Source organism: Microbulbifer regidiadema (SeqCode) (genome assembly GCF_052467605.1).
This window is the reverse complement of sequence record NZ_CP174316.1, coordinates 1455854-1481216: the sequence shown is the minus strand read 5'-3', so window position 1 is coordinate 1481216 and position 25363 is coordinate 1455854. Positions and strand designations below refer to the sequence as shown.

Here is a 25363-nt window from a genome sequence, read left to right as displayed (position 1 = left end):
AGCAGCGAACAATTGGAAAAACGGGGCATAGCGCAGTCTGGTAGCGCGCCTGCTTTGGGAGCAGGATGTCGGGGGTTCGAATCCCTCTGCCCCGACCAATTTTCCGGGTTCACCTTGCGCCCGTAGCTCAGCTGGATAGAGCATCCGCCTTCTAAGCGGATGGTCGCAGGTTCGAGTCCTGCCGGGCGTGCCATCTCCACAAGATGGTGCTGGTTTGGCAAAAAGGACTTAGTCTGAAGCCAGATTGGTTGCAAGAGGTATCCGGTACTCAGTACTGCCACAAGGTGCTGAAGTATATCACTTTTATGGTGGCCGTAGCTCAGTCGGTAGAGCACAGGATTGTGGCTCCTGAGGTCGCGGGTTCGATCCCCGTCGGCCACCCCATATTTTTCCTTGTTTATCAAGGACTTAAAACCCCGCCTAGTGCGGGGTTTTTTCGTTTCTGACTCCAGTGTGGTAATTTGGTGTGGTAATTTTGGCCTCAATCTATGTTGAGGTTTTTTGATTGCGAGCTTGAGGTCAAAGGGAAAAGACTTGTATGGCTAATGAATTAGAGCAATTCCAATCGATTCTGAATGAGCTAGATGGACCATCGAAATTAGATAGTAAATTTGCCCGCCTAAGTCAGCTACCTCCCGGTAGTGAGATTCATAACATCGAAAAGTGTCGTTCAGAGTTGAAGGCGTGGAAGCTGGAGCTGCAGGGCTCTTGTCGAGTGGCGCGGATAGCAGGGGAGTTATTGGAATCCTCCTCTTTCACATCGACATCAGATGTTAATCTACGTGACGTACTGATCCTTAAGGCAGGAAAAAAGCTTGAGTGCGCAGAAAGTTACATTGAGGCTACTGATGCGCGGATTGAATTTGTCGAAGATTTGCTTCGCGGTATGCAAGAGAAGGAACAAAAAGAGTTTACAAAACGGACATTGTCTGAGGCTGAGCGTGCCAACTCGATTGCTAAAGAGGGATTGAGGATTGCCGCTGATAGTTCGGCGGCGGCGGAAGTGAGTGCAAGTGCAGCCAAGCAAAGTGCTCAAGTTGCAGGGGATGGAGTCAAGCTTACAAAAAAGATGTTCTGGGCAGCAGTTGTTTCGGCCTTGGTAGCTGTTGGTGCGCTCATAGGTCAGATCTACTCTCAAAATAAAGATGTTTCTGTAAATCTAAGCTCCCCTGTGGCCTTACAGCCAGTTACCCTCTCTGATGAATCAATAAGTAACCTAACTCACGCAATTGCAGTTGAGCTAACTAAGGCAAAAGGTCAGCAGGTGATTTTATCAGCTGAATCAATTGAAGGTTTGCTAGCAGCGCTGAAGCTTGAGCTTGAAAGTAGTGCTCGTATTGATGTTGTAGAAACCAAAGAAAAAGTAGAACAAAAGGCAAATTAAATTATTTGCCTTTCTTTGGCCGCTTCCGGTCTAGGCTGACAACTTTATCTGCTGTTCGATTGTATCGCTCTGCCATAGAGCGGGTTTTGTGTCCTGTAAATTTCTGCACGTCACCGTCAAAATCACTGGCGGCTTTAATTTTCAAATCGTGAAACCGAAACCGCTCCTTAATCACTCCCGCTTCAAGCGCAGCTCGCTGTTCTCTTAGCCAGGTAGCATTAAAACCCGTGCGGGTGAAAGGTCGCCCGGTGCGGCTGCGAATAATATGAGCTGTTTGAATTTGTGCTTCAATGTTGCTCGCAAGTGCGCGCTCCACAGCTTCCCTTAGTGCTGGGCTCCAGAGTTTTATCTGCGCTTTTCCGGTCTTGCTTTGAACAATTAGCAGGCCATCTTCCTTCATATCTGTTCGGGTGAGGGCGAGCACATCCTGCTGCCTGGCTGCACACAAATAGCTAATCTCCATAGCGCACTGATGCATAATATGGCCGCGATCGCCAAGCCACTGCCAAAAGGCTTCATACTCCCAGTCTTCGAGATAGCGCCCGCCTGCTTTTTCCTTGAGACTTTTAATTACTGCGGTTGGGTCTTCAATTTTTACAAACCCTCTGGCTTTGCCCCATTTCATCACAATGCCTAGAAAGGTTTTTTCTCGGTTTGCTGCGGTAGGGTGTTCTGCACCTCGGGCATCAATAAACATCTGAACCAGTGGTGAGGTGATAGCATCGGGTGTCATTTCCCCAAACACTGCCAAGATACGCAGGCTATAGCGGTGGTAGTCTTTTTGCGTCTGCGGTTTGATGTGTTTGGTGTATTGAGGTGATGCAAAATACAGCTCAACAAGGTCTTTAAGGGTGAATTCCTTCTCTACCAATCCGGCCAGGTAGCGTTCGTAAGCAGTCCATACTTCTGCTTTGCTGGCATCAGGTTTTGCCAAGTGCTTGGTCGGGTAGCCCCTGCGATTTACTCGGAAGCCGCTCTTGTACCGTTCAACATTTGGTGGCATCCATGCATTTTCGGGGTTGCGCCTTCTGCCCATCAGCTTGCTGCTCCAAGGTTAAAGCCTGTAGGTAAGTTTATACCTGGGGTGCCGGGTTTATTGGCTCCTCGGGAGAGCGTCGCCTGGTTGACCATCTCCCAAGTTAGGGCGGGTGAGCCATCTTTGCGTCGCACATAGGGGATTCGGTTGGCTTCCAAAATTTGTTTTTGCCCTTCGATATTATCTGCGCCAACACCAGTCAGGCGGCCTATCTCTGTTTTGGTGAGTAGCTTACTCATGGTAATCCTTACCTTCTAGCGCTGCACCAGGGCAAACCCCTGGCCGTTGCGTTTGAGTGCGCCTGCCTGTTGCAGGGCATCGAAAACGGGTTTAACGGTTCCGTATCGAAGGCGCATATCGTTGATAATGTTGCGCATTACGGGCTTGTGGCCGAACTCTCCGGCACTGATGCGCTGGGCGAGCTGCTGCTGCTCTTCGCTTAAGTGGGTGGTGTGTTTCAGCTGTTTCTCCACTGTTTCAGGCTGTTGCAACGGTGTTGTGGCGCGTTTCGCAACTGTTGCAGCGGCGTTAAACGCGAGCAGTGCGACAAGCCCCACGATGTCAGTGATGACTGCCAGCGCCAGAAAGCCGATATGCTGAACCTTTTCCGGGTCTGCGTTGAGGGCGCCCGCCAAGCTGCTGAAGGCGCTGTTTGTGCTGGGTGCCTGTTCGATTGTGGATAGTTTTTCTATCAGCTGCGCGCGTTGAGCTTCCAATGTGGATAACTGAGCGGCGGTATTGAGGGCGCGCTGGCGATAGCCGTTGTTAGCATCGGTGTTGATCAAGCCGTTTAAGGTGTCGATCTGTTGTTGCAGGCTGTTTAGCTGCTGTTGCAATGCTTGGTATTCCTGGCTGTTACGGGTGCTGCGCTGTTGCTGTTCCTCGCTGTGGGTGGCGAGGAATCCGACCGTTGCAACAATGCTGATCACTACCAGCAGGGGCCAGAGGCAGAGCAGGGCATAGCCACTGGCCTGGCCCTGGCTGCGCAACCAAAGCCCGAGCGGGGCGAAGCTGAACTTGCACAGCTCCAGCGCTACCGCAGTAGCCCCGGCGACCACCTGCCCGCCGAGGCCTGCGGGCATAGATATCCACAGCTGCACGGTAAACGCGAGGCTGGTGCCGCAGAAGATTAGGGCGGCGATACCGGTGAGGGATTGCCAGAGTTTCACGCAGCCTCTCCAAGTTGCTCGGCTGTGCGCAGTTTTAGTGCTTCTTTCACTGCATCAATGATTTTGCAAAGGTAGGTAAATTCGTGGTGGTCCTTGGTGGGCAGCAGCTCGTACCATTCCTGGCCAAATACCTCGCAAATGGTCTCCAGGTGTTCTTGCAGCTCGTAGTCGTCAGATAGGTGCTTTAGGCCTCTAATATCAGTCCAAAGTCTTTTCGCCGTTTGTTTGTCAATTGCATGCTCTCGGCGATCTTCCAGAATTGTTGTTTTGGCTTGCTTATAAACTTCTGAAAAATCAGTAACGCTTCTTTGCAGGTGGTTTGGAAATAGTTTGTTAGAGAGGTAATCCGTACTTGCAGAAAGAAAAAAAGTCTCAAGAGTGTGCTGCTCACCCATGCGTGGCCAGAAGTGATTCCAAGCCTCACCGCAACAACTAAGGGTGATTTGTCCTGCCCCCTTGGCCGTGTTCTCAATAAGCACAGTGATGGGGTCGAGACCTTGAGGGGTTAGAGTTCGAAAAGCTGAAACTTCAATGTCTTTGGTATTCATGCTGCTCTCCCTTTTTCCTGTTTACGATTCGGTAGAATCTCTGCCTGCCAGCCGTGGTCTGTGTAGTGGTTGGGGTTGGCTTTGTTTTTGATGGTGTCCAGTTCTGGGCGCACTAATTCGGCTAGGTCATTAAGGCGGACGCCGTAGGCTTCGAACTCGGTCGAGTCTTTATAGAAATCGCCTTCAGGGGTTTTGCACTCAACAAATACCGTTATCATCCAGTGGTGTTGCCAGTTCAATATTTCATGCTGGTAATCAGCGCGGGCGATATCGCCCACGGCGCCCCGTTGGCGGCGGTGGGTGATCTTTAAAATAGGATCGCCATCGGTATCCAGACCGGTACTGCTGCGCGCGGTGAGGATTAAACCGGATAGCCAGCGGTTTACCCGGCGGGCGTGCAGGGCGCGTTGGCTCATGGGTTTGCGGGATTTACGCTTGGGCACTGCTTTCTTCCTCTAGTGGGTGTCCTGCGCAGCGCCCAGTAGAGTCCATGTTGTCGCAGCCGCTATAGTAGCTAAGTCCTTTGTCCTGCTGTTTACGCAGAAAATGCCGTACCTCATTTGGAGACATTTCTCTCCCGGTTTTAGCATCCTGCAAAATCCCATCTAGCCACTTATCGGATTTCCTCAATGCGCCTTGGATATCAATGCATATATGGCGAGTTACTCCTGATACAAAATTTGTCATGGTATCCCCCGAGTTTATTTATTAATTGCTTCTACCCACTTAGCCCGCACGGGGCGGGCTTAGAACGTTATTGGCTGTGAGTCAGGCGGCGTTTGGTTCTGGGTGAGGGCAGTCTTGGGATTTGTCCTCGGTGATTTTTTTATCGTCGATACGATAAATTTTTGCGGTGTCGGTTTTCTTGTCGAAGATTTGCGCCCAGTGTGTGAACAGTTCCTGCTGGGCAATGCGCTCTACCTCTTGGTAGGCTTCTTCTTCGGTGGCGTAGGAGCGCTTAAAATCTTTGATGCCTCCCATTAGTAAGTTATAAGTGCCGGTAAATAGTGCGTATCTTTCCACGGGGTTCTCCAATTTATTAAAATTGGGCTCCGTACCGGCAGCCCTAACGGTTACAGCTGACTGATGCGCCTGGGGCGCGGTTAAACTTTAATACTTGCTTTCTGGGGGTTTTTCGCTTGGCCCCTTTCGGCCTTCGGCAATGTGCCCATATTCAAAATTAGGGCGCTCCATCACTGATTTTTTACTGGTTATTTCAAGGCGTGAGATATCAAACCATATGGTTTCTTGTGGTTTGCCATCCGCGCTCAAACCTGGGTGAACAATTGCTTGAACACATCCATATAGATCAAAACCTATATTTACTATTACGCCCTTTAGCCCTGTCACCTTGTCCTGACATCTCATGCCAAGAAGGCTTAAATGTTTTTCAACTTGTGTTGTGCTCATATCTACTCTTACTTTCTAAAAAATTTAACTGGCTTCGAGTACGGTTTGTTTTTCGATAAGGTCGCGCATCCAGACCATGCCGTTGGAGGTGACTTTGGTGTTGATGTAGGGCACGGCCACCACGCCGCGTTTGTATTCAGCGTTTTCTGCTACGAGCAGGCCCTGTGTGGTGGCCCACTTTGTGGGGGAGTTGCGCATGGGTTCTTGGCTGTGTAATAAGCCGTTGTTCCGCATGAGTTTCATTAAATTGTTTCTGCCCATTCCCAATAGGCGGGCGGCTTGGGTGACGGTGAAAGTTTTTTGCTTGTTCACGCTGCCTCCTGATTTCCTTGTTGTGGGGCTTGGCCTTGGATGGCTTCGGAGAGTGTGGCGGTTTGTTCGCGCATGCTCTCAAGTTGAATTTCTTGCAGCTTTACCTTGGCCAGTAGCTCTTCGTATAGCTCTAAGATTCGGGTGAATTCACTCATGGCCGGGCCCTGGTTTTTTGAACTTCCTTTCTCTGCCAATGGCGGGTTCCCAGTATCGGCAGGGTTGGCAGCTCCAGCCGCGCAACTGCAATTGCCCGTTAAATACTGGCTTTGCTGATTCACCACAGTGAGGGCAGGGCATTTGCGGTAGCGGCTGGGCTTGGCTCATGCTGCTTCCTTCCTTTGTATTTCCAAGTAACTCCAGTAGCGGTAGAGGGTGTGGAATTTCTTTTCGCCGTTGGTGATAACGCTTTGTGGTGATTTGCCCTGGTAGCGCAGATTGATCACGTTGATGGCGTGTTGGTAGTTGTCGCCATCAAGCAGGCTAAGCTCGGCAACCGGGACTGCAAAATCACTGCTATTCCAGGCCGAAAGCAAAACCTGTGCGGCAATTTCGCTGGCACCGGAATAACCGTTGGCGACCCTGAGCAGGGTTTCCACGCTGTGGGCGGGGTTGATCTGGTTCATGCGGCATCACCTCCAAACGGTGGCCAGTTGTTATTGGCTGGCTTTGTAAAGGTTTTGGGTTGCACTAAGCGGATGTGCGCTTTGTGGACGGCGTTGGCGATATCGATGCGCTGCTTGAGGCGGTCGATATTGTTTTTACTCATGGCCGTGGGGTGTACAAACACGGTGGCGGTCATGCGATTCCCTCCCGGTTATTGCGTATGCGGATAGTTTGTGAGGTAAGACGGCGTCCGAATCGGGTGCGCAACTGTTCTTGTTCCGCGCCAATTCCGCTGACAATCGTGGCGATCAGGACGAATTGAATTAATCCATGTTTTATGGCTTTGGCCACGGCGTCGGTGCTGTTACGGGCGTGCAGTTTGTAGAAGCACTCCGCCAGCAGGTTGCTCACGTTGGTAACGGAGCACTGCATAGCCTGGGCGGTCTCCCGGTTTGAGAGGCCTCGGGCGCGATGTGTCAGCGCTTCGGCTTGGCGTGGTGCTAGTTGTCGGAACTCCGTTTCGCTGTGCATTTTGGCTGCCCTGTCCTTGGTTTACATGAAGACAGTAGCCGAAAGTTAATGCTCTCGTCAATAGCCGAAAGTTAATGTTAGGGGTTGTAGTGGTGTGGTTTGTCGTAAGGGGCAAGTAACTTATTGAATATCAATGGCGCTAGGAGTGGCTGCCAGAAAGGGGTAATGGCTCTATCTAGTTTTGAGTTTGAGTAGAATATTGTCGCTTTTTGAAGGATTTAGCGCCAATGGAGGCTGCGAGCTTCTGCTTAATTGGGCAAGCAGCCAAAGATTAGCGCGTGTACAGGGTGCTTCTATGTAGCTGTTATATGGTTTCAGGAAACTCTTCAGCTAGATTATTTGCGGCTTTCTTGCTTTGACGTTGGGCAATTATACTTCGAGATTCTCTGTAATCTCTGGCTTCAGCGGTTTTAATAAATTCAGCATTTGGATATTCCCTTTTAACTACTCTTTCAATATCTGAAAGGGATACACGGAAGAACTCTTTTCTTGTGTTAACTAAGTTGAGTCTTCTTTCATCAAATACCTTGTGAAGTTTGTTTTCTAGCGCCGGGGCATCGTCTGAAAAGATCATGGCGTGGATATCAAAGGTGAAGGGTACACTAGCGTCACCAAGCTCTTTGACCCGATCATTTGGTTCTAGTCGTCTGGTCATTCCAATTTTATATACATGTGCACCAAATGATCCTACGTTTGAAATAACATATACGTGCCCTTGTTTAGTTTGTTCTGCCATAGATTTGGCGCGTTCAGATTTTTTATGGGCCTCTGTGAGTTCTTCGTTTAGCTTGGCTATTTTTGCGTTAAGGTTTTCAAGTTTACTTCCTGTGGTTTTTTCAGCCTCTTTCCTTGCTTTCTCTAGCAATTTTTTATACTTCACTTCCTCTTTAAGGCTTTTTTCCATCTCTTGTTCTAGTTTTAACTCCTCTCGCATCTGACGTTTTATTTCTTGCTGCTCTTCTTTTTCTTTTTGCTTCTTATCTTTGTATTCGTAAGCTAGTCGTAGCTCTTTTAGTTTAAGAAGGTAGTAATCATGTGAGATGACAATAGAGTTAGATTGATTCATTTTGTTTATTGCATCATAGGCAGCTTTTATTCGCTGTTCCATTCTGTCAACATTGTTCCAGTTTGTATTGGAAATTGCGGAGTCACATTCATTGTTAAAAGCTCTGGCAGTTAACTTGATGGCTCGATTGGTCATTGTTCTGCCTTTTGCCTTGCTTCCTTCAACAGTCCATTGAGTGTTGCAATATATAGCCTTCTTAGCGGAAATTAAGCTTTTTTGTTCATTCTTTATTTGGTCTATTTTCTGTTTGTATATCTCGGATGTGTCAAAATCAAAGTGAGGTTTATAGAATCCTAACTCGGCAAGCTGGATTTCCTCGTCATAGATGGCAGCTTTTTTGATTAGCTTGTTTAGTATTTCTCGTTTTTCTTTATAGTTTTGAATGAGGATTGCTGTTTCATTGGATATTTTCTTCTTGTCTTTTTTGGCTTTTTCAACCTCTTTATCAATATTTATTATTTTTGAATACTTCTGTTTAATTTTTTTTAGCTGTAGATAAATTTTTACGGTTAATGCTGAAAGTGCTATAAGGGCCGCAATTGCTATGGATATTCCGGCAATTAGCTGTTGCTCCATCTTAATCTTTCCTTGGTGTAAGGTGCAAAGTCGACTATCTTCTATTTTCTCTGTTCGCTTGAGGTGAAGGTGCAGAGAATTAGAAATATATCCAATTGGATGGATGTGAAGCAACAAGGTTATTTCACTTGTTGCCTCTTGATGGGTGTGAATTTCGATTTATGGAGTGGGTGAGTCGCAACTTAAAGTTACTTTGCACACCTGTGCCAATTTCAGAGGGGTGTTAGTCCGGGGTGTAGGAGCCAAGTATGACACCGCAAAAGCTAACATCCATATCTGTGATATCCATTGATGGATAGCTGGGGTTGATTGGCCGCAAGAAAGTGCGCCCCATATCTTCGGCATAAGTTTTGAAGGTTGCTTCGTCATTAAGTTTGGCTATAACCCGGCAACCATTAGTAAGAGGCTTGTCAGGGTCAACAAAAATAATGGTTCCTTCAGGGTAAGATCGTTGGCCTGGGTAGGGGTTTGTCATGCTGTCGCCATTAACGCGTAGTGCGTAAGCTCGATCAGAATGTGTTGCTGGACAGGGTAACCAGGCTTCGGCTTCACTTGGATCAATTAAGTCTAGAGTTTCACAAAAGGCCCCTGCTTGTACCCAGCTAATTAGGGGAATTCTCCCTTGAATTCTTGGCCCTTGAACAACATTGCTTCCCTCCTTAGTGCCTCCTTCACCTGGTCCTTTGCCTGAACCAGTTAGCAGCCAATCGACAGAGACACCAAGCGTTTCTGCAATTCGCTTTGATGTGCTCATGCGGGGCAGCTTCTCCCCATTACGGTAGCTCCATATCGTTACGGTACTTACTTCAAACAGGCGTGCTAATGCCTCCTGCGTATCTTCCACGCCGGCATGGGTAACCGCCTGTTTAAACCGCTTTGCAAAGTCAGGATGTTTCATAGCGCTATGTTAGCTATAAGTTAATTAATTATCGGCTATTGATTTTCGGTAGCTGAAAGTTAATACTCTGGACTCTGATGACAAGGAGCCGCCGGACATGACGCAGGAAACGCCAGATTCTGCCCTGGATACCGCTATCAAAGTGGTTGGATCACAAGCCAGACTCGCAAGGGCTATCGGGGTTACCCCGGTTTTTGTCTCTCAAATGCGTAATGGGTTGAAAGCTATACCGCCAAAGCTTTGCTCGAAGATTGAGTTGGCTACTCGGAGGAAAGTTTCTCGGGCTCAGTTACGCCCTGATGTGTTTGGGCCTCTTGAGGTGCAGTTTGTGGATCAAGCAGGCTGAGAAGTTCAGTGGGTAAGCTGAGCGGGTGCGGGTTCGTTTCAGAAACCAGAATAACGATCATTTTCAATTCCCCATTCTATTGTCCTGCCATTCTGCGGTTTTTGAAGATCGGGATTAATTCACTGCGGTATATGGGGGTTTATACAGGGTGTATTGAATACCCACAGGATGGGCCGGTGCGGGATCTGAGCCGGCCCGATTAGAAGACGGCGGGAAAGACCGGCATTCAGAATTATTTAGTCTCCGCCGTTCGGAATAGGGCAGCAGTGTGGGGACTTAAAGAGCGGCACGACACGACCACGGGAAGCCCTATTTGCATCGTGGAGAAACAGCGCCAAGGGCCTGAAAAACCCTGAGCCGGTGGAAGACCGGCACTCACTTCTCAGCGCTTCGGGCGCTTCTGTTTTAGGGGGAATTCTCTATGTACGAACAGTGCACTATGGATGATGTGCGCCGTGCGCTCACGTTTGTTCTCGATTATGCCGTGCGTGATACCTGGGTTGAGATGGGTATGGCGATCAAGGCGGAGTTTGGTGATTCAGCCTTTGATATCTGGGATGAGTGGAGCCAGCAGGCGGATAACTATTGCCCGCGCGCGGCGAAAAGTACCTGGAAAAGTTTCAACCGATCTGCGGGTGGTATTGGTATCGGCACATTGTTCGCTAAGGCGAAAGAGGGTGGCTATCAGTTTGAGCGCCGGGAGTTTACGCCGGAAGAGAAAGCGGCCTGGGCGAAGGAAAAGGCAGCGCGCGATGCACAGCGGGTTGAAGATATTCGCCGGGAAGAGTCGGAAACGGCGGCCTGGCATGAGGCGGTAAAGCAGCAGGCGCAGGCGATTTGGTCAGAATTAAAACCTACAGGGCGGAGTAAGTACCTGGGGGTTAAAAAAATTGGCGCCCATGGGGTGCGCTTTTTCCGTTCGGCGTTGTTGTTGATTGAACGGGATGATCATTTGGAGCGGGTTGAGGATCAGGAAAAAATATCAGAGTTTTTCGCTTTGCCGAAAGAAGGGCGCCCGAAGTTTCACTATTTCAAGAGTGGATATTTTGCAGTCCCTATGACTGATATTGATGGTGTGATTTGGAGTCTACAAATTATTACACCCTCGGGTAAGAAGTTGTTTTTGCGTAATGGACGTAAGTCGGGTTTGTATGTACTCCTTGGAAAGATGGACCCACGTAAACCCTTAGTATTGGTTGAGGGGTTTTCGACGGGTGCCAGTGCCCATGAGGCCACAGAGTGCCCGGTATTGATTTGTTTTGACTGTGGCAATTTGAAGGTGGTGGCTCTGTTGATCCGTGAGCGCTTCCCTGATCAACACATGGTATTCGCTGCTGATAATGATCTGCACTTGGATGTGAATGATGGTGTGCAGAAGGCTATGGAGGCGGCAAAGGCTGTGGGTGATGCTGCGGTGTGGGTTCCGTCTCTGCGTGATGAGGTGGAGGATAAAGCTGCATGAGCCAGTTAGAAAAAATAGCTGTGCTTTTCGCGAGACAGGACAGTAACTATAAATCAATAGAGGGTGTCGATGTCTGGGATGCGGAAAGGGATGCACGCAGGTGGCCTGGGGGAAGTTCTTTGATTGCGCACCCGCCGTGTCGGTTGTGGGGCAGGCTGAGACAGTTTGCGAAAGGTTCAGAGGATGAAAAAGAATTAGCGATTTTCGCGATTGGGAAAATCCAGAAGTGGGGAGGTGTTTTGGAGCATCCAGCCTATTCAACGCTCTGGAAGTCTGAAGGATTGCCATTGCCTGGTTCACGAGATCAATTTGATGGATGGACACTGCCAGTGCATCAGCATTGGTGGGGGCATAGAGCTGAGAAGGCAACCTGGTTATATGTGGTAGGCGTTGAGCCAAAAGATATGCCAGAAATTCCGCTGGTACTCGGAAAGGCTACGCACTGTATTAGACCGACAAAAAGTTATCCGCGTCTGCCCTCTGTAACGAAGGCAGAACGTGAGCATACACCAATAGATTTTGCTCATTGGTTGGTTGAAGTTGCCCGAAGAGCAGCTGGGTACTCTAAACCGTCTCAGGAGGCAGCATGAGCAAAAGCAAGCCAGAGGGATTTGATTTTAATGATATCCATTGCCGCTATGGATTAGAGGAGGTGCGGCGGCAGTGGGATGTGTTTATGAAGAATGTGGTTTTCTTCCCCCGCTCCCCATCTACTGAGGCGCCCGCTGCGGTTGCTGATGATTATTCGGGGCCTGTTGATGCTCCGCCTATTGATGATATTCCCCCCGAGTATTCTGAGCCGAGCGAGCCTGCTGATTCTCCCGTACCCTCTATAACGGCAGAGGCGCGCGAAATTACGCTGGAGGATGCGAAAAAGCGTTTTGCTTTGATTTCTGGTACTACCAAGGTGTGGGATGAGCATCAGCACAAAGAAATGAAAGCTGCTGCATTTAAGGCTGAGGTAGGTACCGATATCTATAAGCAGTTCATGGATGCTGGTGATAAGCGCAAGGTGCTTGAGTTGGATGTGCGCCGGTTTATCTCGGCGCGCCAGGCCGCCAACAAGGGGGCGGGGGGAGTAGGTGACCTACTGAGGCGTTTCACGTTATTGGAGGGGACGGAAGAGGCGTGGGATAGTTTGCATTGGGAAAGGATGCCATTAAAGGTGATTAAACATATTTCGCCTGATGCTTATGATATCTGGTATAGGCATCCAGATAGGAAAATGGTGCCGCACCGAAATGTTGTTTTTGATCCAACGCGCCGGACTGATCCCAAAACCCATATCAATACTTTCCAGAAGTTGCCACTGAATCCAGAAAAGAATTGGAATAAGTGTAAGAACATCCGTGCATTACTAAATCATCTTTGCAATGAAGATGAGGCAGTTTGGCGCTGGATGGTGAGTTGGTTGGCGTATCCGTTGCAGTATGTTGGTTCCAAAATGGAGACGGCGTTGCTGGTGCACTCTGATGTCCATGGTTCTGGTAAGTCCCTATTTTTTGATGGGGTGATGCGCAAGATATATGGTGAATACAGCGCTACGCTGGGTCAGCATCAAATTGAAAGTGCTTATACAGATTGGAAGTCTTCTTTGCTTTGGGGGGTGTTTGAGGAGATCTTTTCGAGAGATAAGAAGTACTCCCAGACCGGTAACATCAAGCAGATGATTACCGGTGCAACCACTCGTATTGAGAAGAAATTTGTCTCTGGATGGGAAGAGGCGAACTATATGAATAGCGTGTTTCTTTCGAATGAGGTTTTGCCATTCCCGGTTGAACCTAGGGATCGGCGTTTTTTAGTTGTTTGGCCCTTGAAAACCTTGCCTTTAGATTTGCAGAAAGGTGTGGGTCAGGAGCTGGAGAATGGCGGGGCAGAGGCTTTCTATCAGTTCTTATTAGATTGGAATCTGGGTGAGTTTAATGCCCGCACCAAGCCGCCTATGACTAGTGCCAAGGAGCGGTTGATTAGCTTTGGATTGCCTAGTTGGGAAGTTTTTTTTAGGGCTTGGAAAGAAGGAGAGACGGAGGCACCATACTTTACGTGTTTAACCGGGGATCTGTATTCGGTCTATAAGCGGTGGTGTCGTGCAGGTGGATTTCATCAAATGGATATGAACCGCTTTTCTGAGGCGATGGCTGCGCGGGTACAGAAGAGGAACCGGTTGGAGTATGATAATCCGGGTGGCTTCGGCAGAGGCTCAAAGAAGGGAGTACAAGGAACCTTCTTTCTATTGCACTCTGCGCCGTATGACAAAACCCAAAAGGAGTGGCTGTCTGATTGTGTTAAGGCTTTTCGAGATGAGATCGGTGCATTTCATGAGGAGGCCGCATGATTCCCGTATGCCCCCGTTGGGCTCCCGTACATGATGTTTATACAGTATACGGCTCTGTAGCCCCCGTCATTTCTAGCTTCCTAGCACTTCCCGTATACCTGTACCTCTCTTACGTGCGCGCACGCACGCGCGTAATTACTGCGGCAGTATTTATTCAGAATTCAGTATTTATTTTTTCTCTACGCGCGAGAGGTTTTTGTATTACGGGTATACGGGAAGTGTAAAAACCCTAGTAACCATGCGGTCTGTAGAGCCGTATACCTATTTTTTTTACTGTACGGGATATATACGGATATATACGGGTAGTTAATTTCAGTTTTTTCCAGAGGAGGGGTGTGATGATTGATCGAGTTGAAAAACGTTTGCTTGATTGGGCGTTTCAGGTGATTGGGAGTATGGCGCGGCAATATAAGTCGCCGATGGCTGCGATTATGGAGAACGGTGTGAGTTCTTCATCTTCTGGCCAGTGGACCAATGAGATACGGGTGAGCCCGATAACCTACAGGGCTCACAGAATTACCGCCAATATGCGCGCAGGCAGCGGCCAGGGGCAGCGAGGTAAGGGGCCGGTAGTTTTAATTGATGAGGAGCCTATGGAAGTTGAAGAGGCTTTGCGTAAATTGCCGGAAGTGCTGCGACAGGTTGTGAGAGTGCAGTATTTACGGGAGGGCCTTTCTGCTAAGGGGCGTGCAAAGGCTGCTGGTGTTTCCGTTCGTACCTATTATCGCCATCTTGATGCGGCTCATGTTTTATTAGATGTGGAGCTATTTGGCTCGCTAGGTCCAAGAGTGGCGTAAATATCTCTAAGTTAGGGCTTTACATCCGTGACAATAAATTATTAAATCTAGGCATCCTGCCATAGGTGGGTAAGAAAGAACCCAATCCGATTCCCCCCATTTTCGGATCGCGCAAAAAACCCGGCTCCCCCAGCTGGGTTTTTTGCGTTTGGGGCTTTCATTTTTCATCCTTGTACGATCTTTGATGGCGCTCTTTTGGGCGCCTTTTTTTTGAATTCTATTTGCTCTGCAATGCAGGGCACTGAGCGCAAACACATGGACTGCAATTTACAACGATACGCCTATGGGCCAGATGCCACATTGGGGCGGCTGAGAGTGCGCGACTGTGTGTTTTATACGATTGAGCGCCCTTGGGTGGGTAATCGCCCGTTTGAGAGTTGTATCCCCGAGGGTATTTACTCTTGTGAGGCGTATAGCTCGCAGCGGTATCCCAATGTGTGGGAGTTGTCAGAGGTCCCTGGGCGCTCAAAAATATTAATCCATACGGCCAATTATGCCTCTGATGTTCAAGGCTGCATTGGTGTTGGTTCTGCTATAGCGCCAGGTGGCTGGTGGGTGATGCGGTCACGCAAGGCAATGGATCAACTGCGGGATATGTTGCCGCCTAACTTTAATCTGACAATTACGCACTACGTGCCGGAGTATCCGTGATGGGTATTTGGTCTGGAGTTAAGGGTTTGTTCGCGGGCCCCGAGTCTGCAAGCAAAGTGTTGGATGCCACTGTAAATACCGTGGATGCGGTGTGGTTTACCAATGAGGAAAAGTCCCGTTGGTATCTCAAATATCTGGAGGCCACACAGCCGCAGAACCGGGCGCGAAGATTAATTGCCTTTCTGGTGACGTTGGTTTGGTCGCTGCTGGTTTTATTTATTGCGGCAGCCATGGCTTTTAAGGCGCCTTTTGTGGCGGACCTAAAGGGCCTGCTGGTTGATGTAGTTGTACAGCCTTACAGCATCATCATCGGCTTCTATTTTGTGAAGTCATGGGTGAGTGAGGTTAAGCGGTGAACACTGTAGCCCAAGAGGCAGCGAGGGAAGCCATGGTTCAGAAGGTCGCCAGTGCAACCACTACGGTTGCTGCGGGTACAGCGGTATTCGGTGGATATGCAGCGCAAGAGCTGCTTGCTATGGGTGGTTTCCTGATTGCTTTGGGTGGTTTCGTTGTGAATTGGTATTACAACCACAAGCGCCTGAAGTTACAAGAAAAGCAGCAGGGGGAGAGCTGATGGACGTTAGTGTCAGGTTGGATATTTCAAGGTTTCAGCGGGCGTCTGCGGAGCTAAAGCGACAGGTGCCCTATGCCAGTTCGGTCGCTCTGAATAATGTGGCGTTTCGTATTCGCGGTGAGGAGCGTGCAGCCATCGGGCGCATATTTGTAAACCCGGCGAAGCTGACACTGAACTCTGTGCTGGTGAAGAAAGCCACTAAGCGTTCAGGTGTGGCGAAAGTCTTTATTCGTGATCAGGCAACCAAGGGAACGCCGCCCAGTAAATACTTAGCGCCAGCCATACTTGGTGTTGACCGCAATGTGAAGAGGTTCGAGCGGGCATTGCGCCACGCGGGCTTACTACCTGAAGGGATGTATGCAGTGCATGGTGAAGGGGCCAAGTTGAATAAGCATGGCAATATCTCGGGCGGCACTTATAGCAAGATCCTCTCGCAGGTACGTGCTAGCAGTGACCCAATGCAGAATGCCACTAATAGCAATCGTAGTAAGGCTAAACGGGGCGCAACTAAAGGCTATTTTGTTGGAAAGATTGAAGGCACCTTGGGTGTATGGCAAAGGGTAGGGTACAAGCGGCGCAGATCCGTTAGGCCCATTCTGATCTTCGTAAAAAAGAAACCAAACTATCGCAAGCGCTTCCCCTTCTTCCGAATTGCCGAGGGCATAGCGCGGCGACACTTCCCGATTGAGCTTGATAAAGCAATGGATCGTGCCATTGCGACCGCTAGGCCATGGCCAGGCCCTGGTGGGTCCTTCTGAGAAATCCGTGATACGGGTAATTCGGGCCCCGTTTTTTTAACAGCTATCTGAAATTTCCTAGGGGGTTATACCTTGGCTGACAACCTATCACTGGATGATCAGGCCACTCAGTCGGGCTTTGCTCGCTTGGTTGGCGCCTCACAACCCGCGATTGCCAAGCACTGCAAGGCCGAGGTTTTTACTAAAGATGCGAGCTATAGGGTTTGGCTTCACGAGTACTGCGAGCGGCTGAGAACTGAGGCTGCTGGTCGCCAAGCGAATGAAGCCCGCAACCGTCGTGATATGGCTCAGGCAGTTGAATCTGAGGCGAATGCTCAACTAAAAATGCGCGAGCTGTACAAGCAGGATCAATTAATTCTGGATATTGAGTCCGTGCGTAAAGCGATGGTGGAGTGGTCCACCATTGGCAAGAATGAATTATTAGGAGCGGTGGAGAGCATCGTTATTGCTATCGAGAGCCAGCATGCAATTACCGTCGACCGCGAACCCTTACAGCCAAACATTGACGCTGCCCTCAGAGCTATTGGCAGTTACGAGATCGAATCTCTCGCGCCTGGTGAAGGAGGTGCGGGAGACCTGGATACCGCAGCCTAAAGTCCCGCTGATTGAGTGGCTGCCGGAAAATATCAAACTGCCGTCTGAGGATAGCGACAACGCCGGCTATTACCGCAACGATTATGTGCCCTATTTTTGGGGCGTAATGCACGCGCTGGATAATCCGGTGTCGTGGATGGTAGTGATGCAAAAGGCCGCGCAGATCGGCTGGACGGTTCTACTGGCAACCGATATCTGCAAGGTCGCCGCTACTGATCCAGCCCGTATCCTGATGTTGTTCCCCAAGGATGAAAAGGGGCGGCTGTTTATGGATGAGAAGCTGGTGCCGATTATCGAAGGGTCGCCGGCGGTGAGTAAGGTGATCGATGTCACCACCAGTCGCAAAGGGGGCAGTCGCTCAACGCGAAAGAAATTCCCCGGTGGTGAGATTCGCACCATTGGCTCCAACTCCATTTCCAATGTGAAATCTACTTCAGCCCGGCGAGGCTATGTGGAGGAGCCGGACGATACCAACAAAGACGTCGGTGATCAGGGCGACTCCATTCGCCACCTGCGCGAACGCCTCAAGCGCATGCGCAATAAAAAGTTAATTATCGGCGGCACCCCAGCGGTTGCCGATCTCTCCCAGGTGGAGCACTACACCAAGCTCGGCACCATGCGCGTGCTGCCGATTACCTGCCACGACTGCGGCGAGTCCCATGTACTGGACTGGGAAAACGTCAGTTGGTTAGAGAAAGAGGGTGGCACACCGCATCCGGTGTTTGGCCTGCACCAGCCCGAAAGCGCGGTGTATGGCTGCCCGCACTGTGGCAGCGAATGGGATGACTACCGCCGCCAGGCCAATATTTTGCAGACCTGCAAAACCGCGCAGGAGAATGGCGATGACTTTGCCGGCTGGGTTAAAACCCAATGCGGCGAAGACTTTGAGCAAGACGAGATCGAACCGATAGAAACCTTTATGGAGCTATCGGAGCTTTATGTGTGTATCCCCGGCACCGGCCTCGCCGATGTGGTGCGGGATTTTCTCGAAGCGGAACACGAAGCGAAAAGCGGCGATGAATCTGCCCGCATTGTTTTTCAGAATAACAAACTGGGCCGGCCCTACCAGTATGCCGCCAGTCGTTTGCTTGACCATGAAAAGCTGCAAGAGGCCGCCGAGGATTACCCGGAATTAGTGTGCCCTGCCGGTGGTCTGCTGGTAACGGTCGGCATCGATGTACAGCACGACCGACTCGCAATCACCATTCGCGCCTTTGGCCGTAATGAAGAAAGTTGGCAGATGTACTGGGGCGAAATTGACGGCGATACCGCCGACAAGCGCGACGATTGCTGGGATGCCCTGGATAAACTGGTTTTCCAGAGTTTTGAGCACGAGCGCTTCGGCGAGATCCGCGCAGCGGCGGTGAGTATCGATTCCGGCGATGGCGGCACCAGTAACGCGGTGTATCACTGGGTGCGAACCCGCGATAAAAAATATCGCGGCGTGCTGGTGATGGCGATTAAAGGTGACAGCAACGACTTCGGCACCAAGGAAATCTTCAACCAGCCCCGGCAGGTGGATTTTAACAACCCCAAGCGCCGCACCAAGGCAGACCGCTTTGGGGTAAAGGTTTATATCGTCGGCACCCACAAAGCCAAAGACCTGATGGCCAAGCGTCTGCTGGGCACCAGTGCCTATATGCACAGCTGCAAGCATGTGCGGCAGGATTACTGGGAGCAGGTCACCGCTGAAGTCAAAGCCCCCAGCAAGAAAAATAAAGGCCGGGAAACCTGGCAGCCGCGCCCCGGCCGGCCCAATGAAGGCACCGATACCGAGGTCTACGCCCTGCACGCCGCCCACGCCATGGGCATGCACAAATACAACGAGAAAAAATGGTCCACCATCGAATCGCGCCTGGGCCAGCGCACGCTGTTTAGCGAACCTCAACAAGCCTCCGAACAACCCAAACCAGCCCCGAAAAAACCACGGCAGCCCGCGCAGCCAGCCGGCTCCCTACTGGATAGTTAAATGTCGAAAACCGCCGCTGAAATGGTCGACCTCTATATCGAGGCCGAGATAGACGTGCTCGCTGGAAAATCCACGGTGATTAACGGCCGCCAATTTACTGCCGAGAACCTGCAAGAGATCCGCGCGGGCCGACAGGAATGGGAGCGCCGCGCAACCGCAGAAACCTTAAAGGCCGCCGGCAAACGCCCAGGGCCCGCCTACGCGAATTTTTGCTAATGAATAAACTGGATTCTGTAATCGGGTTTTTTGCCCCCGAGGCTGCCCTGCGCCGTGTACAAGCCCGGCGCGCCCTGGAAATCGCCGCCGCCTATGAGGCCGCGCGCCCCAGTCGCCTGCGCAAAAACCCCGGTGATAACCGCAGCGGCGACCTGGTGTTGGAAGGCAGTGTGGAAACCCTGCGCGGCCAAGCCCGGCACCTGGAGCAAAACCACGATTTTGCCTTTGGCATTCTCACCACCCTGGTCAACAACATCGTCGGCCCGCGCGGCATCGATGTGGAATTCCAGCCCAAAACCTGGGATGGCGATATCCATGACGATCTTGCCAGCCAAATGAATGACGCCCACAAGGAATGGGCGCGGCGCCCGGAATGCACCCGGCAATTTAGCTGGGGCAAAGCCCAGCGGCTTTTGTGCAATACCTGGCTGCGCGATGGTGAAACTTTAATGCGGCACCTACAGGGCACAGTGCCCGGGTTAAAACACCGCACCCCGGTGCCTTACACCATCGAATGCCTGGAACCGGATTTCCTGCCGGTGGATTACAACGACCCCAGCAAGCGCATTGTGCAAGGCATTCAAAAATCCGCCTGGGGTGAACCTGCGGGCTTTTGGTTGTACGACGAACACCCCGGGGCCTCATTTAACTGGCGCATGAAGCGCAGGTTTCACAGTGCCGACAATATCGAGCACCTGAAATTTGTACGCCGGCTGCACCAAACCCGTGGGGCTTCCATCTTTGCCGCAGTGATGAATCGCCTTACCGATATTAAAGACTATGAAGAAAACGAGCGCGTTGCCGCCAAGATTGCCTCAGCCATGGTGGGTTTTATCCAAAAGGGCAGCCCTGATACTTATGACGCTGACTCTTATGATGAGAATGGAAACCGCACCCTGGATATCCGCGCCGGCGCCATCTATGACGATCTACGCCCAGGGGAATCTGTCGGCACCATTCAAAGTAATCGCCCCAGTGGTCTGCTAACGCCATTTTTAGAAACCATGCACCGCATGGCCGCCGCCGGCACCATGGCCAGCTTTAGCAGTATCAGCAAAAACTACAACGGGACTTATAGCGCCCAGCGCCAGGAACTGGTGGAGCAGTGGGGAAACTACGAAACCCTCAGCCTGGAATTCTGCGAAGAAATTGTAGAGCCGGCCACCCGCCGCTGGGTGCAGATGGGTTTACTCGCGGATGCCTTCAAAGTGCCGAGTGATGTCGATCCATCCACATTAATGCACGTCGATTTTATTACCCCGGTGATGCCCTGGATTAATCCGGTTCATGAAGCCAGCGCCGATGAAACCCTGCTGGAAAATGTACTGGCCAGCCCACAGCAGACCATCCGCCGCCGAGGCAAAAAGCCGGACGATGTGATTAAGCAAACCGCTGCCTGGCAGCGGAAGTTGAAAGAGAACGGAATCACCACCCCAACCAAGCGCGAAGCCGTACCCGCGCAAGAAACTGAATCTGAATAGGAGGCAGCTATGCCGAAAAAATCCTGGTACAGCATGACCGCTGCCGCAAAGAACAGTGAAGCCGATATTTATCTGTACGACTCCATCGGCTACTGGGATATGACCGCCAAAGACTTTGCCCGCGATCTCAAAGCCCTCGGTGATGTCAGCAAGATCAATCTGCATATCAACTGCCCCGGCGGCGATGTGTTCGACGGTACCGCCATCTACAACCTGCTTAAAGACCATAAAGCCGAAGTGGAAACCTGGATTGAAGGCATCGCAGCCAGTATGGGCAGTGTGATCGCCCTGGCCGGGGATAGGGTCCATATCGCCGAGAACGCCTATTACATGGTGCACAACCCCAGTGCCGGTGTTCGCGGTGACGAGCGCGCTCTGGAAAAAACCAAGAGCCTGCTGGCCAAAGTCAAAACCACCATGAAAAGCCTGTATTCCTCCCGCACCGGCATGTCGGATGAGGAAATCAGCCAAGTGATGGATGACGAGACTTGGTATACCGGCACCGAAGCGGTAGAGGCAGGCTTCGCCACCGATACCAGCGCAGCAATAGAAATGGCTGCCAGCTTCAGTGCCGATCACTTAAACCAGTTCAAAAACACCCCGCAAGTCATTAGTGCATTGGTTATGCAGGGGCCCACTGAATTTAGATTCCCGTCTGCGGTTGCAGACAACCCAACCCAAACCCAGGAGGCGCAAGCCATGCCGAAAACTACCACGCCAGCTGCAACCGCTGCGACCGAGGTTACCCCAGAAATGAAAGCGCAGATTGCTGCCGATGCCAAAGCGCAATTTGCCGCCGATGAGAAAAAGCGCAAAGACGATATTAAAGCCGTGTTTAAAGGCTTCGACGCGCACAGTGTTGTGATGCAGGAATGTCTCAATGATATGGACTGCACCGCCGAAAAAGCCAAAGACAAACTGCTTGAAGCCCTCGGCAGCCAAACCCCAACCCCCGTGCAAAGCTATAGCGTGGTGGTACAGGAAGGTGAAGGCATTAAGCGCCTTAAGGCGGATGCTGAAAATGCCATTGCCATGCGCGCCCTCGGTGAAAAACGCACAGAGGGCAATGAGCTTACCGGCTACACCATGATGGAGATTGCCCGCATTTTGGTGCAAGCCCACGGCCAGAGCTTGTCCGGACTGGATAGAATGGGTGTGGTCGCCGCAGCGTTTACCCATAGCTCGGGTGACTTCGCAACGGTCCTCGGCAATATCGCCAATAAATCCATGCTGAAGGGCTATGAAGAAGCACAGGAGATCTTCCCGCGCTTTACCAGTGTCGGCAACCTCAGTGACTTTAAACTCACCACCCGCACAGACCTGGGCAGCTTCCCCTCACTGCGCCAAGTCGCACCCGGGGCAGAATTTAAATATGTGAGTATCGGCGAACGCGCCGAGACTGCCGCTCTGGCCACTTACGGGGAACTCTTCTCCATTAACCGCCAATCCATTATTAATGACGACCTGGGCGCATTCACCCGCATCCCGCAAAAGATGGGCCTCGCCGCCGTGCGCACCGTGGGGGACTTGGTGTTCAGCATCCTGCTCAATAACCCGAATATGGCAGACGGTAAAGCCCTGTTCCATGACGATCATGGCAACTTGGCCGGCACAGCCGGTATCAACACCGCCAGCATCGACGCCGCACGGGTATTGATGGGCAAGCAAAAGGATGGCAGCGCAGTACTCAATATCCGGCCCAAGTTCCTGCTGTGTGACATTGCCGACGAGGGCAGCGCAAAGGTTGCCCTGGAATCCGAATTCGAAGTGGGTGCAACCAGCAAAAACAACACCACCCCGAACAGCGTGCGCAATATTGCCGAAGTGCTCTCTGATGCGCGCCTTAGCGGACACAAGGGCTGGTACCTCAAAGCCGACCCGGCAGTACACGACACCATCGAAGTGCTCTATCTGGATGGCCAACAGGCCCCGGTGTTAGAAGAGCAAAATGGCTGGAGTATCGATGGGGTGGAATTCAAAGTGCGCCTGGATGCCGCCGCCAAAGCCTGGGATGCAAAAGGCATGGTGAAAACACCCAAAACCTAAACCCAATTCAAATTAAATCGGAAAGGGCCGCACTACGCGGCCTTTTCTATTTCGACGGCTTGATCCACTGAGAGAAAGAATATGGCTACGAATTTTGTACAAGACGGGCGCATGCTCGATTTCACCAACAGCACCAGCGCAGCGATTACTTCCGGCCAGGTGGTAATCGCAGGTGCGGTCCTGGGTGTGGCGATGGATGATATCGCCGTGGGCGAGTCCGGGGTGATCGCCATTGATGGCGTATTCACCGTGCCCAAGGTATCCGCCGCAGAGATCAATCAGGGCGAAACCCTCACCTGGGTGGTTGCCTCCAGCTCATTCGATAGTAATGCAGCCACCGCAGCCACTGGCGATATCACCGGCTCCACTGCCTTTGCCGCCGAAGCCGCGGGGGGTGGCGTCACCAGCTTTGCCGTCAAGTTTACCGGCATACCGGGCACCGTTAAGGCCTAGGTGATCCATGGACCTGGACCAAAGAGCCGCAGAGCGCGCGTTCCGCAAATGGGGCAAGGCCGCTACCTATGAGGACGGTAGCGGTGCTGAGCCTATTGATTGCCGAGTGATAAAGGATCAGGAGATCGACGAGTTTGAGGAGGATGATCGTTTGCGGGTGGCGCGCATTGAGTTGAGCCTGCTGGTGAGTGAAGTGGGTACTTACAACTCAGAGGCAGTGATTACGCTGGGTGGTGTGGCTTATACGGTGCGCAAACGATTGGCGGATGATGGGGTGGTTTGGCGGGTGTTGGTGGATGGGTAGCCTTAGTGGGTAGGTCAGCACAGGATTTATGGTCACTGTGATTGTTATTTTTTTGAGTTATTCAAACTTACGGGAAAGTGCTTCAAAATCAGTGGGTTGAAAGGGTGGCTGAAATTGAGGATAGTGGTCATGATGATTACTTTTATAGATGGGTCGATGGTACTAAATGACCGTAATCTATTGATTTAGTAGAAGAAGACGGCGTGTAGGCGTAAATTTGTATCAGAAATAGTGGTCATGATGACCACTATATAAATGTTAAGCATCAGTCATGGTTATGAGAATTTATCACGAAACAAATGAATTTTTAGAGCAATGCTTTCATGCGTTGGAGAAGCCCTTGCCAGCGCCTGTTCTAAAGAAGCTCGGAGAAAGCCCCGTTCTTAGATATCTTGAAGCTCATCAAGGCCTAGAGTTGGCAATCGTCCAAAAGTTAGCACGGTACATAAGTGGCCTCAACGCGGCATTGCTTTTGCTAGATTCAGGATATACGCAGGAACTTGGTGTGATATTTAGAACGCTCGATGAATTCCAAGAAGATATAGTGTTTCTTGCGTTACCAATTGTTGGTGGAATAGAAAGAGGAGAAGCCCATAAAAAATATCTAGCTGATTTCTTTCAAGAGGAATTTGATAATCCTAACAATCCTATTCTTTCAACTCAAAAAAGAGAGGCCGTTTCTCGAAAGAAAATTAGGGCTGTTATTGCCAACTCTGGGAAAAATAATCTTAACCCACATGATAGCCGTGAATTATCACGTACAATCAGCCAAACCTATGGTGGGTACGTGCATGGTGCTTCATGCCATATTTGTGAAATGATAGGGGGAGATCCTCTACACTACTATTTGTCGGGTATGGCAGGTACGCCACGGCAAGTGGAATTCGCTTATAATTATTGGGATTACGCGTACCGCGGGCTCATATCAGTCGTGCTCGCTGCAAAAGCGCTTGGAGATGCTGAGGTTGTCGAAAAAGGTTGTAAGTATATTGAGCATTTTGAAATCGTTACTGGTGATACTGGTAGTGGCGATGCGGAAAAACTGATGAAGAAAGTAAAGCGGAAAAATGCTTAACAAAGGCAGTCATTTGCCCTCCATTACGGCGCTTGAGCGCCTTCATTCCGGCAAATGCTGCCTGCGTTAACAATACAAGGAGATATTGGTGAAATCCTATACATACATAGACAATTCCAACGTTTTTATTGAAGCTCAGAGAGTCGCTGCCGTGAAATCAAATATGGCCGTCGATATCTATGATGCAATGGATCGCAGGGTCTTCGACTTTAGCTATAAATTGGATTACGGAAAAATGTATGAATATTTTTGCGGGGAAAACCAAAGTGAAATTGGCTGCGCTAAGCTTTGGGGGTCTCCGCCACCATCAGATAGCTTCTGGAAAATGGTCAAGAAAAAAGGATTTGAAGTTGTAACTTACGATAGGAATGCAGCAGGAAAAGAGAAAAAGGTTGATGTGGCTATAGCTCATTCAATGACAAAAGATGCATATACAGCTATCGACAAAGATGATTCTGAAATTGTTCTGGTTTCTGGTGATAAAGATTACGTTCCAGTCATTGAAGACCTAAAGCAAGAGGGTTACCGCGTAATTGTTGTTTTTTGGGATCATGCTGCCAAAGAACTCAAAGAAACAGCTACCAAATACATATCCCTCAATCAGTGGCATGACTATCTACAGTTGTAATGTTAACAAGGCCATCAACCATCGCCACTTCGTCGCTGGACAGCCTAAAGCGCGCTTCGCGCTCGGTTGCTGGTTATGGCGGCGTTAACCGCTACTGTCCCCCTGAGTAGCAATAAAAAACCCTACCAGTCACCGCTGGTG

General features: G+C 50.5%; 34 protein-coding genes, 3 tRNA genes and 1 pseudogene. 22 read left to right on the top strand and 16 right to left on the bottom strand.

Annotated elements, in window-relative coordinates; translation table 11 throughout:
- Positions 1-21: 21 nt before the first annotated feature.
- The 4 genes from ACJJIF_RS07175 (at position 22) to ACJJIF_RS07160 (ending at position 1384) form a co-directional block, all read left to right on the top strand.
- Positions 22-98 (top strand) — tRNA-Pro (locus tag ACJJIF_RS07175).
- Between the two features lie 18 nt (positions 99-116).
- A tRNA-Arg gene (locus ACJJIF_RS07170) sits at positions 117-193 on the top strand.
- A 115-nt stretch (positions 194-308) separates the two neighbouring features.
- Positions 309-384, top strand: a tRNA-His gene (locus tag ACJJIF_RS07165).
- A gap of 154 nt (positions 385-538) precedes the next feature.
- A complete protein-coding gene (locus tag ACJJIF_RS07160; RefSeq protein ID WP_444931547.1) occupies positions 539-1384 on the top strand; it encodes a hypothetical protein in 846 nt (281 codons plus the stop codon).
- Between the two features lies 1 nt (position 1385).
- On the opposite strand, the gene ACJJIF_RS07155 is transcribed toward ACJJIF_RS07160, so the two are convergent.
- The 15 genes from ACJJIF_RS07155 to ACJJIF_RS07085 form a co-directional block, all read right to left on the bottom strand.
- Entirely contained in the window at positions 1386-2318 is a 933-nt protein-coding gene (locus tag ACJJIF_RS07155) for a tyrosine-type recombinase/integrase (RefSeq protein WP_444931546.1), read from the bottom strand.
- A gap of 101 nt (positions 2319-2419) precedes the next feature.
- Positions 2420-2659, bottom strand: a complete 240-nt coding sequence (locus ACJJIF_RS07150; protein WP_444931545.1) for a DUF4224 domain-containing protein — start codon at positions 2657-2659, stop codon at positions 2420-2422.
- Between the two features lie 15 nt (positions 2660-2674).
- On the bottom strand, positions 2675-3589 hold the full coding sequence (locus ACJJIF_RS07145; RefSeq protein WP_444931544.1) for a hypothetical protein: 915 nt from the start codon (positions 3587-3589) through the stop codon (positions 2675-2677).
- Entirely contained in the window at positions 3586-4137 is a 552-nt protein-coding gene (locus ACJJIF_RS07140; RefSeq protein ID WP_444931543.1) for a phiTE_072 family protein, read from the bottom strand. Before ACJJIF_RS07140 ends, ACJJIF_RS07145 begins: the two co-directional genes overlap by 4 nt.
- The gene (locus tag ACJJIF_RS07135; protein ID WP_444931542.1) at positions 4134-4580 is read right to left on the bottom strand and encodes a hypothetical protein; all 447 of its coding nucleotides are present in this window, start codon (positions 4578-4580) and stop codon (positions 4134-4136) included. Before ACJJIF_RS07135 ends, ACJJIF_RS07140 begins: the two co-directional genes overlap by 4 nt.
- Positions 4567-4824: a hypothetical protein gene (locus ACJJIF_RS07130; RefSeq protein WP_444931541.1), complete on the bottom strand. Its 258-nt coding sequence runs from the start codon at positions 4822-4824 to the stop codon at positions 4567-4569. Before ACJJIF_RS07130 ends, ACJJIF_RS07135 begins: the two co-directional genes overlap by 14 nt.
- A gap of 81 nt (positions 4825-4905) precedes the next feature.
- A complete protein-coding gene (locus tag ACJJIF_RS07125) occupies positions 4906-5160 on the bottom strand; it encodes a hypothetical protein (protein ID WP_444931540.1) in 255 nt (84 codons plus the stop codon).
- Positions 5161-5247: 87 nt separating this feature from the next.
- A complete protein-coding gene (locus ACJJIF_RS07120) occupies positions 5248-5547 on the bottom strand; it encodes a hypothetical protein (protein ID WP_444931539.1) in 300 nt (99 codons plus the stop codon).
- Positions 5548-5571: 24 nt separating this feature from the next.
- The gene (locus ACJJIF_RS07115) at positions 5572-5859 is read right to left on the bottom strand and encodes a phage antirepressor KilAC domain-containing protein (protein WP_444931538.1); all 288 of its coding nucleotides are present in this window, start codon (positions 5857-5859) and stop codon (positions 5572-5574) included.
- Positions 5856-6014, bottom strand: a complete 159-nt coding sequence (locus ACJJIF_RS07110) for a hypothetical protein (RefSeq protein WP_444931537.1) — start codon at positions 6012-6014, stop codon at positions 5856-5858. Before ACJJIF_RS07110 ends, ACJJIF_RS07115 begins: the two co-directional genes overlap by 4 nt.
- 165 nt (positions 6015-6179) lie before the next feature.
- Positions 6180-6482: a DUF7673 family protein gene (locus ACJJIF_RS07105; RefSeq protein WP_444931536.1), complete on the bottom strand. Its 303-nt coding sequence runs from the start codon at positions 6480-6482 to the stop codon at positions 6180-6182.
- Positions 6479-6658 (bottom strand): hypothetical protein, encoded by a 180-nt coding sequence (locus ACJJIF_RS07100; RefSeq protein ID WP_444931535.1) that lies wholly within the window; start codon positions 6656-6658, stop codon positions 6479-6481. Before ACJJIF_RS07100 ends, ACJJIF_RS07105 begins: the two co-directional genes overlap by 4 nt.
- Positions 6655-6993 carry a response regulator transcription factor gene (locus ACJJIF_RS07095; protein ID WP_444931534.1) on the bottom strand — a complete coding sequence of 113 codons (339 nt, stop codon included), beginning with the start codon at positions 6991-6993 and terminating at the stop codon, positions 6655-6657. Before ACJJIF_RS07095 ends, ACJJIF_RS07100 begins: the two co-directional genes overlap by 4 nt.
- Before the next feature lie 304 nt (positions 6994-7297).
- Positions 7298-8635: an SNIPE associated domain-containing protein gene (locus ACJJIF_RS07090; RefSeq protein WP_444931533.1), complete on the bottom strand. Its 1338-nt coding sequence runs from the start codon at positions 8633-8635 to the stop codon at positions 7298-7300.
- Positions 8636-8858: 223 nt separating this feature from the next.
- A complete protein-coding gene (locus tag ACJJIF_RS07085) occupies positions 8859-9533 on the bottom strand; it encodes a LexA family protein (protein WP_444931532.1) in 675 nt (224 codons plus the stop codon).
- A gap of 97 nt (positions 9534-9630) precedes the next feature.
- On the opposite strand from ACJJIF_RS07085, the pseudogene ACJJIF_RS07080 reads away from it, so the two are divergent.
- Positions 9631-9783: pseudogene (locus tag ACJJIF_RS07080) on the top strand (transcriptional regulator); the annotation flags it as partial.
- Positions 9784-9793: 10 nt separating this feature from the next.
- Here ACJJIF_RS07080 and ACJJIF_RS07075 read toward each other — a convergent pair.
- On the bottom strand, positions 9794-9940 hold the full coding sequence (locus ACJJIF_RS07075; protein WP_444932399.1) for a hypothetical protein: 147 nt from the start codon (positions 9938-9940) through the stop codon (positions 9794-9796).
- 360 nt (positions 9941-10300) lie between these two features.
- Between ACJJIF_RS07075 and ACJJIF_RS07070 the strand changes: the two genes are divergently transcribed.
- The 17 genes from ACJJIF_RS07070 (at position 10301) to ACJJIF_RS06990 (ending at position 25222) form a co-directional block, all read left to right on the top strand.
- Complete coding sequence (locus ACJJIF_RS07070) at positions 10301-11341, top strand: PriCT-2 domain-containing protein (protein WP_444931531.1); 1041 nt, start codon at positions 10301-10303, stop codon at positions 11339-11341.
- Complete coding sequence (locus ACJJIF_RS07065; RefSeq protein WP_444931530.1) at positions 11338-11931, top strand: hypothetical protein; 594 nt, start codon at positions 11338-11340, stop codon at positions 11929-11931. Before ACJJIF_RS07070 ends, ACJJIF_RS07065 begins: the two co-directional genes overlap by 4 nt.
- The gene (locus ACJJIF_RS07060) at positions 11928-13676 is read left to right on the top strand and encodes a DUF5906 domain-containing protein (RefSeq protein ID WP_444931529.1); all 1749 of its coding nucleotides are present in this window, start codon (positions 11928-11930) and stop codon (positions 13674-13676) included. Before ACJJIF_RS07065 ends, ACJJIF_RS07060 begins: the two co-directional genes overlap by 4 nt.
- A gap of 338 nt (positions 13677-14014) precedes the next feature.
- On the top strand, positions 14015-14473 hold the full coding sequence (locus tag ACJJIF_RS07055; RefSeq protein WP_444931528.1) for a hypothetical protein: 459 nt from the start codon (positions 14015-14017) through the stop codon (positions 14471-14473).
- A gap of 210 nt (positions 14474-14683) precedes the next feature.
- Positions 14684-15124 (top strand): DUF5675 family protein, encoded by a 441-nt coding sequence (locus ACJJIF_RS07050; protein WP_444931527.1) that lies wholly within the window; start codon positions 14684-14686, stop codon positions 15122-15124.
- Complete coding sequence (locus ACJJIF_RS07045) at positions 15124-15480, top strand: hypothetical protein (protein ID WP_444931526.1); 357 nt, start codon at positions 15124-15126, stop codon at positions 15478-15480. The genes ACJJIF_RS07050 and ACJJIF_RS07045 overlap by 1 nt, the downstream gene beginning before the upstream one ends.
- The gene (locus tag ACJJIF_RS07040) at positions 15477-15698 is read left to right on the top strand and encodes a holin (protein ID WP_444931525.1); all 222 of its coding nucleotides are present in this window, start codon (positions 15477-15479) and stop codon (positions 15696-15698) included. The genes ACJJIF_RS07045 and ACJJIF_RS07040 overlap by 4 nt, the downstream gene beginning before the upstream one ends.
- The gene (locus ACJJIF_RS07035) at positions 15698-16456 is read left to right on the top strand and encodes a hypothetical protein (RefSeq protein WP_444931524.1); all 759 of its coding nucleotides are present in this window, start codon (positions 15698-15700) and stop codon (positions 16454-16456) included. Before ACJJIF_RS07040 ends, ACJJIF_RS07035 begins: the two co-directional genes overlap by 1 nt.
- 72 nt (positions 16457-16528) lie before the next feature.
- Entirely contained in the window at positions 16529-17050 is a 522-nt protein-coding gene (locus ACJJIF_RS07030) for a hypothetical protein (RefSeq protein ID WP_444931523.1), read from the top strand.
- A complete protein-coding gene (locus ACJJIF_RS07025) occupies positions 17022-19019 on the top strand; it encodes a terminase gpA endonuclease subunit (RefSeq protein WP_444931522.1) in 1998 nt (665 codons plus the stop codon). Before ACJJIF_RS07030 ends, ACJJIF_RS07025 begins: the two co-directional genes overlap by 29 nt.
- A complete protein-coding gene (locus ACJJIF_RS07020) occupies positions 19020-19235 on the top strand; it encodes a DUF6148 family protein (RefSeq protein WP_444931521.1) in 216 nt (71 codons plus the stop codon).
- On the top strand, positions 19235-20716 hold the full coding sequence (locus ACJJIF_RS07015) for a phage portal protein (RefSeq protein WP_444931520.1): 1482 nt from the start codon (positions 19235-19237) through the stop codon (positions 20714-20716). Before ACJJIF_RS07020 ends, ACJJIF_RS07015 begins: the two co-directional genes overlap by 1 nt.
- A 9-nt stretch (positions 20717-20725) precedes the next feature.
- The gene (locus tag ACJJIF_RS07010; RefSeq protein ID WP_444931519.1) at positions 20726-22762 is read left to right on the top strand and encodes a ClpP-like prohead protease/major capsid protein fusion protein; all 2037 of its coding nucleotides are present in this window, start codon (positions 20726-20728) and stop codon (positions 22760-22762) included.
- A gap of 81 nt (positions 22763-22843) precedes the next feature.
- The gene (locus ACJJIF_RS07005) at positions 22844-23215 is read left to right on the top strand and encodes a capsid cement protein (RefSeq protein ID WP_444931518.1); all 372 of its coding nucleotides are present in this window, start codon (positions 22844-22846) and stop codon (positions 23213-23215) included.
- A 7-nt stretch (positions 23216-23222) separates the two neighbouring features.
- Positions 23223-23519, top strand: coding sequence for a head-tail joining protein (locus ACJJIF_RS07000; RefSeq protein WP_444931517.1), 297 nt, complete (start codon positions 23223-23225; stop codon positions 23517-23519).
- A 271-nt stretch (positions 23520-23790) separates the two neighbouring features.
- Positions 23791-24594 (top strand): hypothetical protein, encoded by an 804-nt coding sequence (locus ACJJIF_RS06995; RefSeq protein ID WP_444931516.1) that lies wholly within the window; start codon positions 23791-23793, stop codon positions 24592-24594.
- A gap of 88 nt (positions 24595-24682) precedes the next feature.
- Positions 24683-25222 carry an NYN domain-containing protein gene (locus ACJJIF_RS06990; protein ID WP_444931515.1) on the top strand — a complete coding sequence of 180 codons (540 nt, stop codon included), beginning with the start codon at positions 24683-24685 and terminating at the stop codon, positions 25220-25222.
- Positions 25223-25363 lie beyond the last annotated feature (141 nt).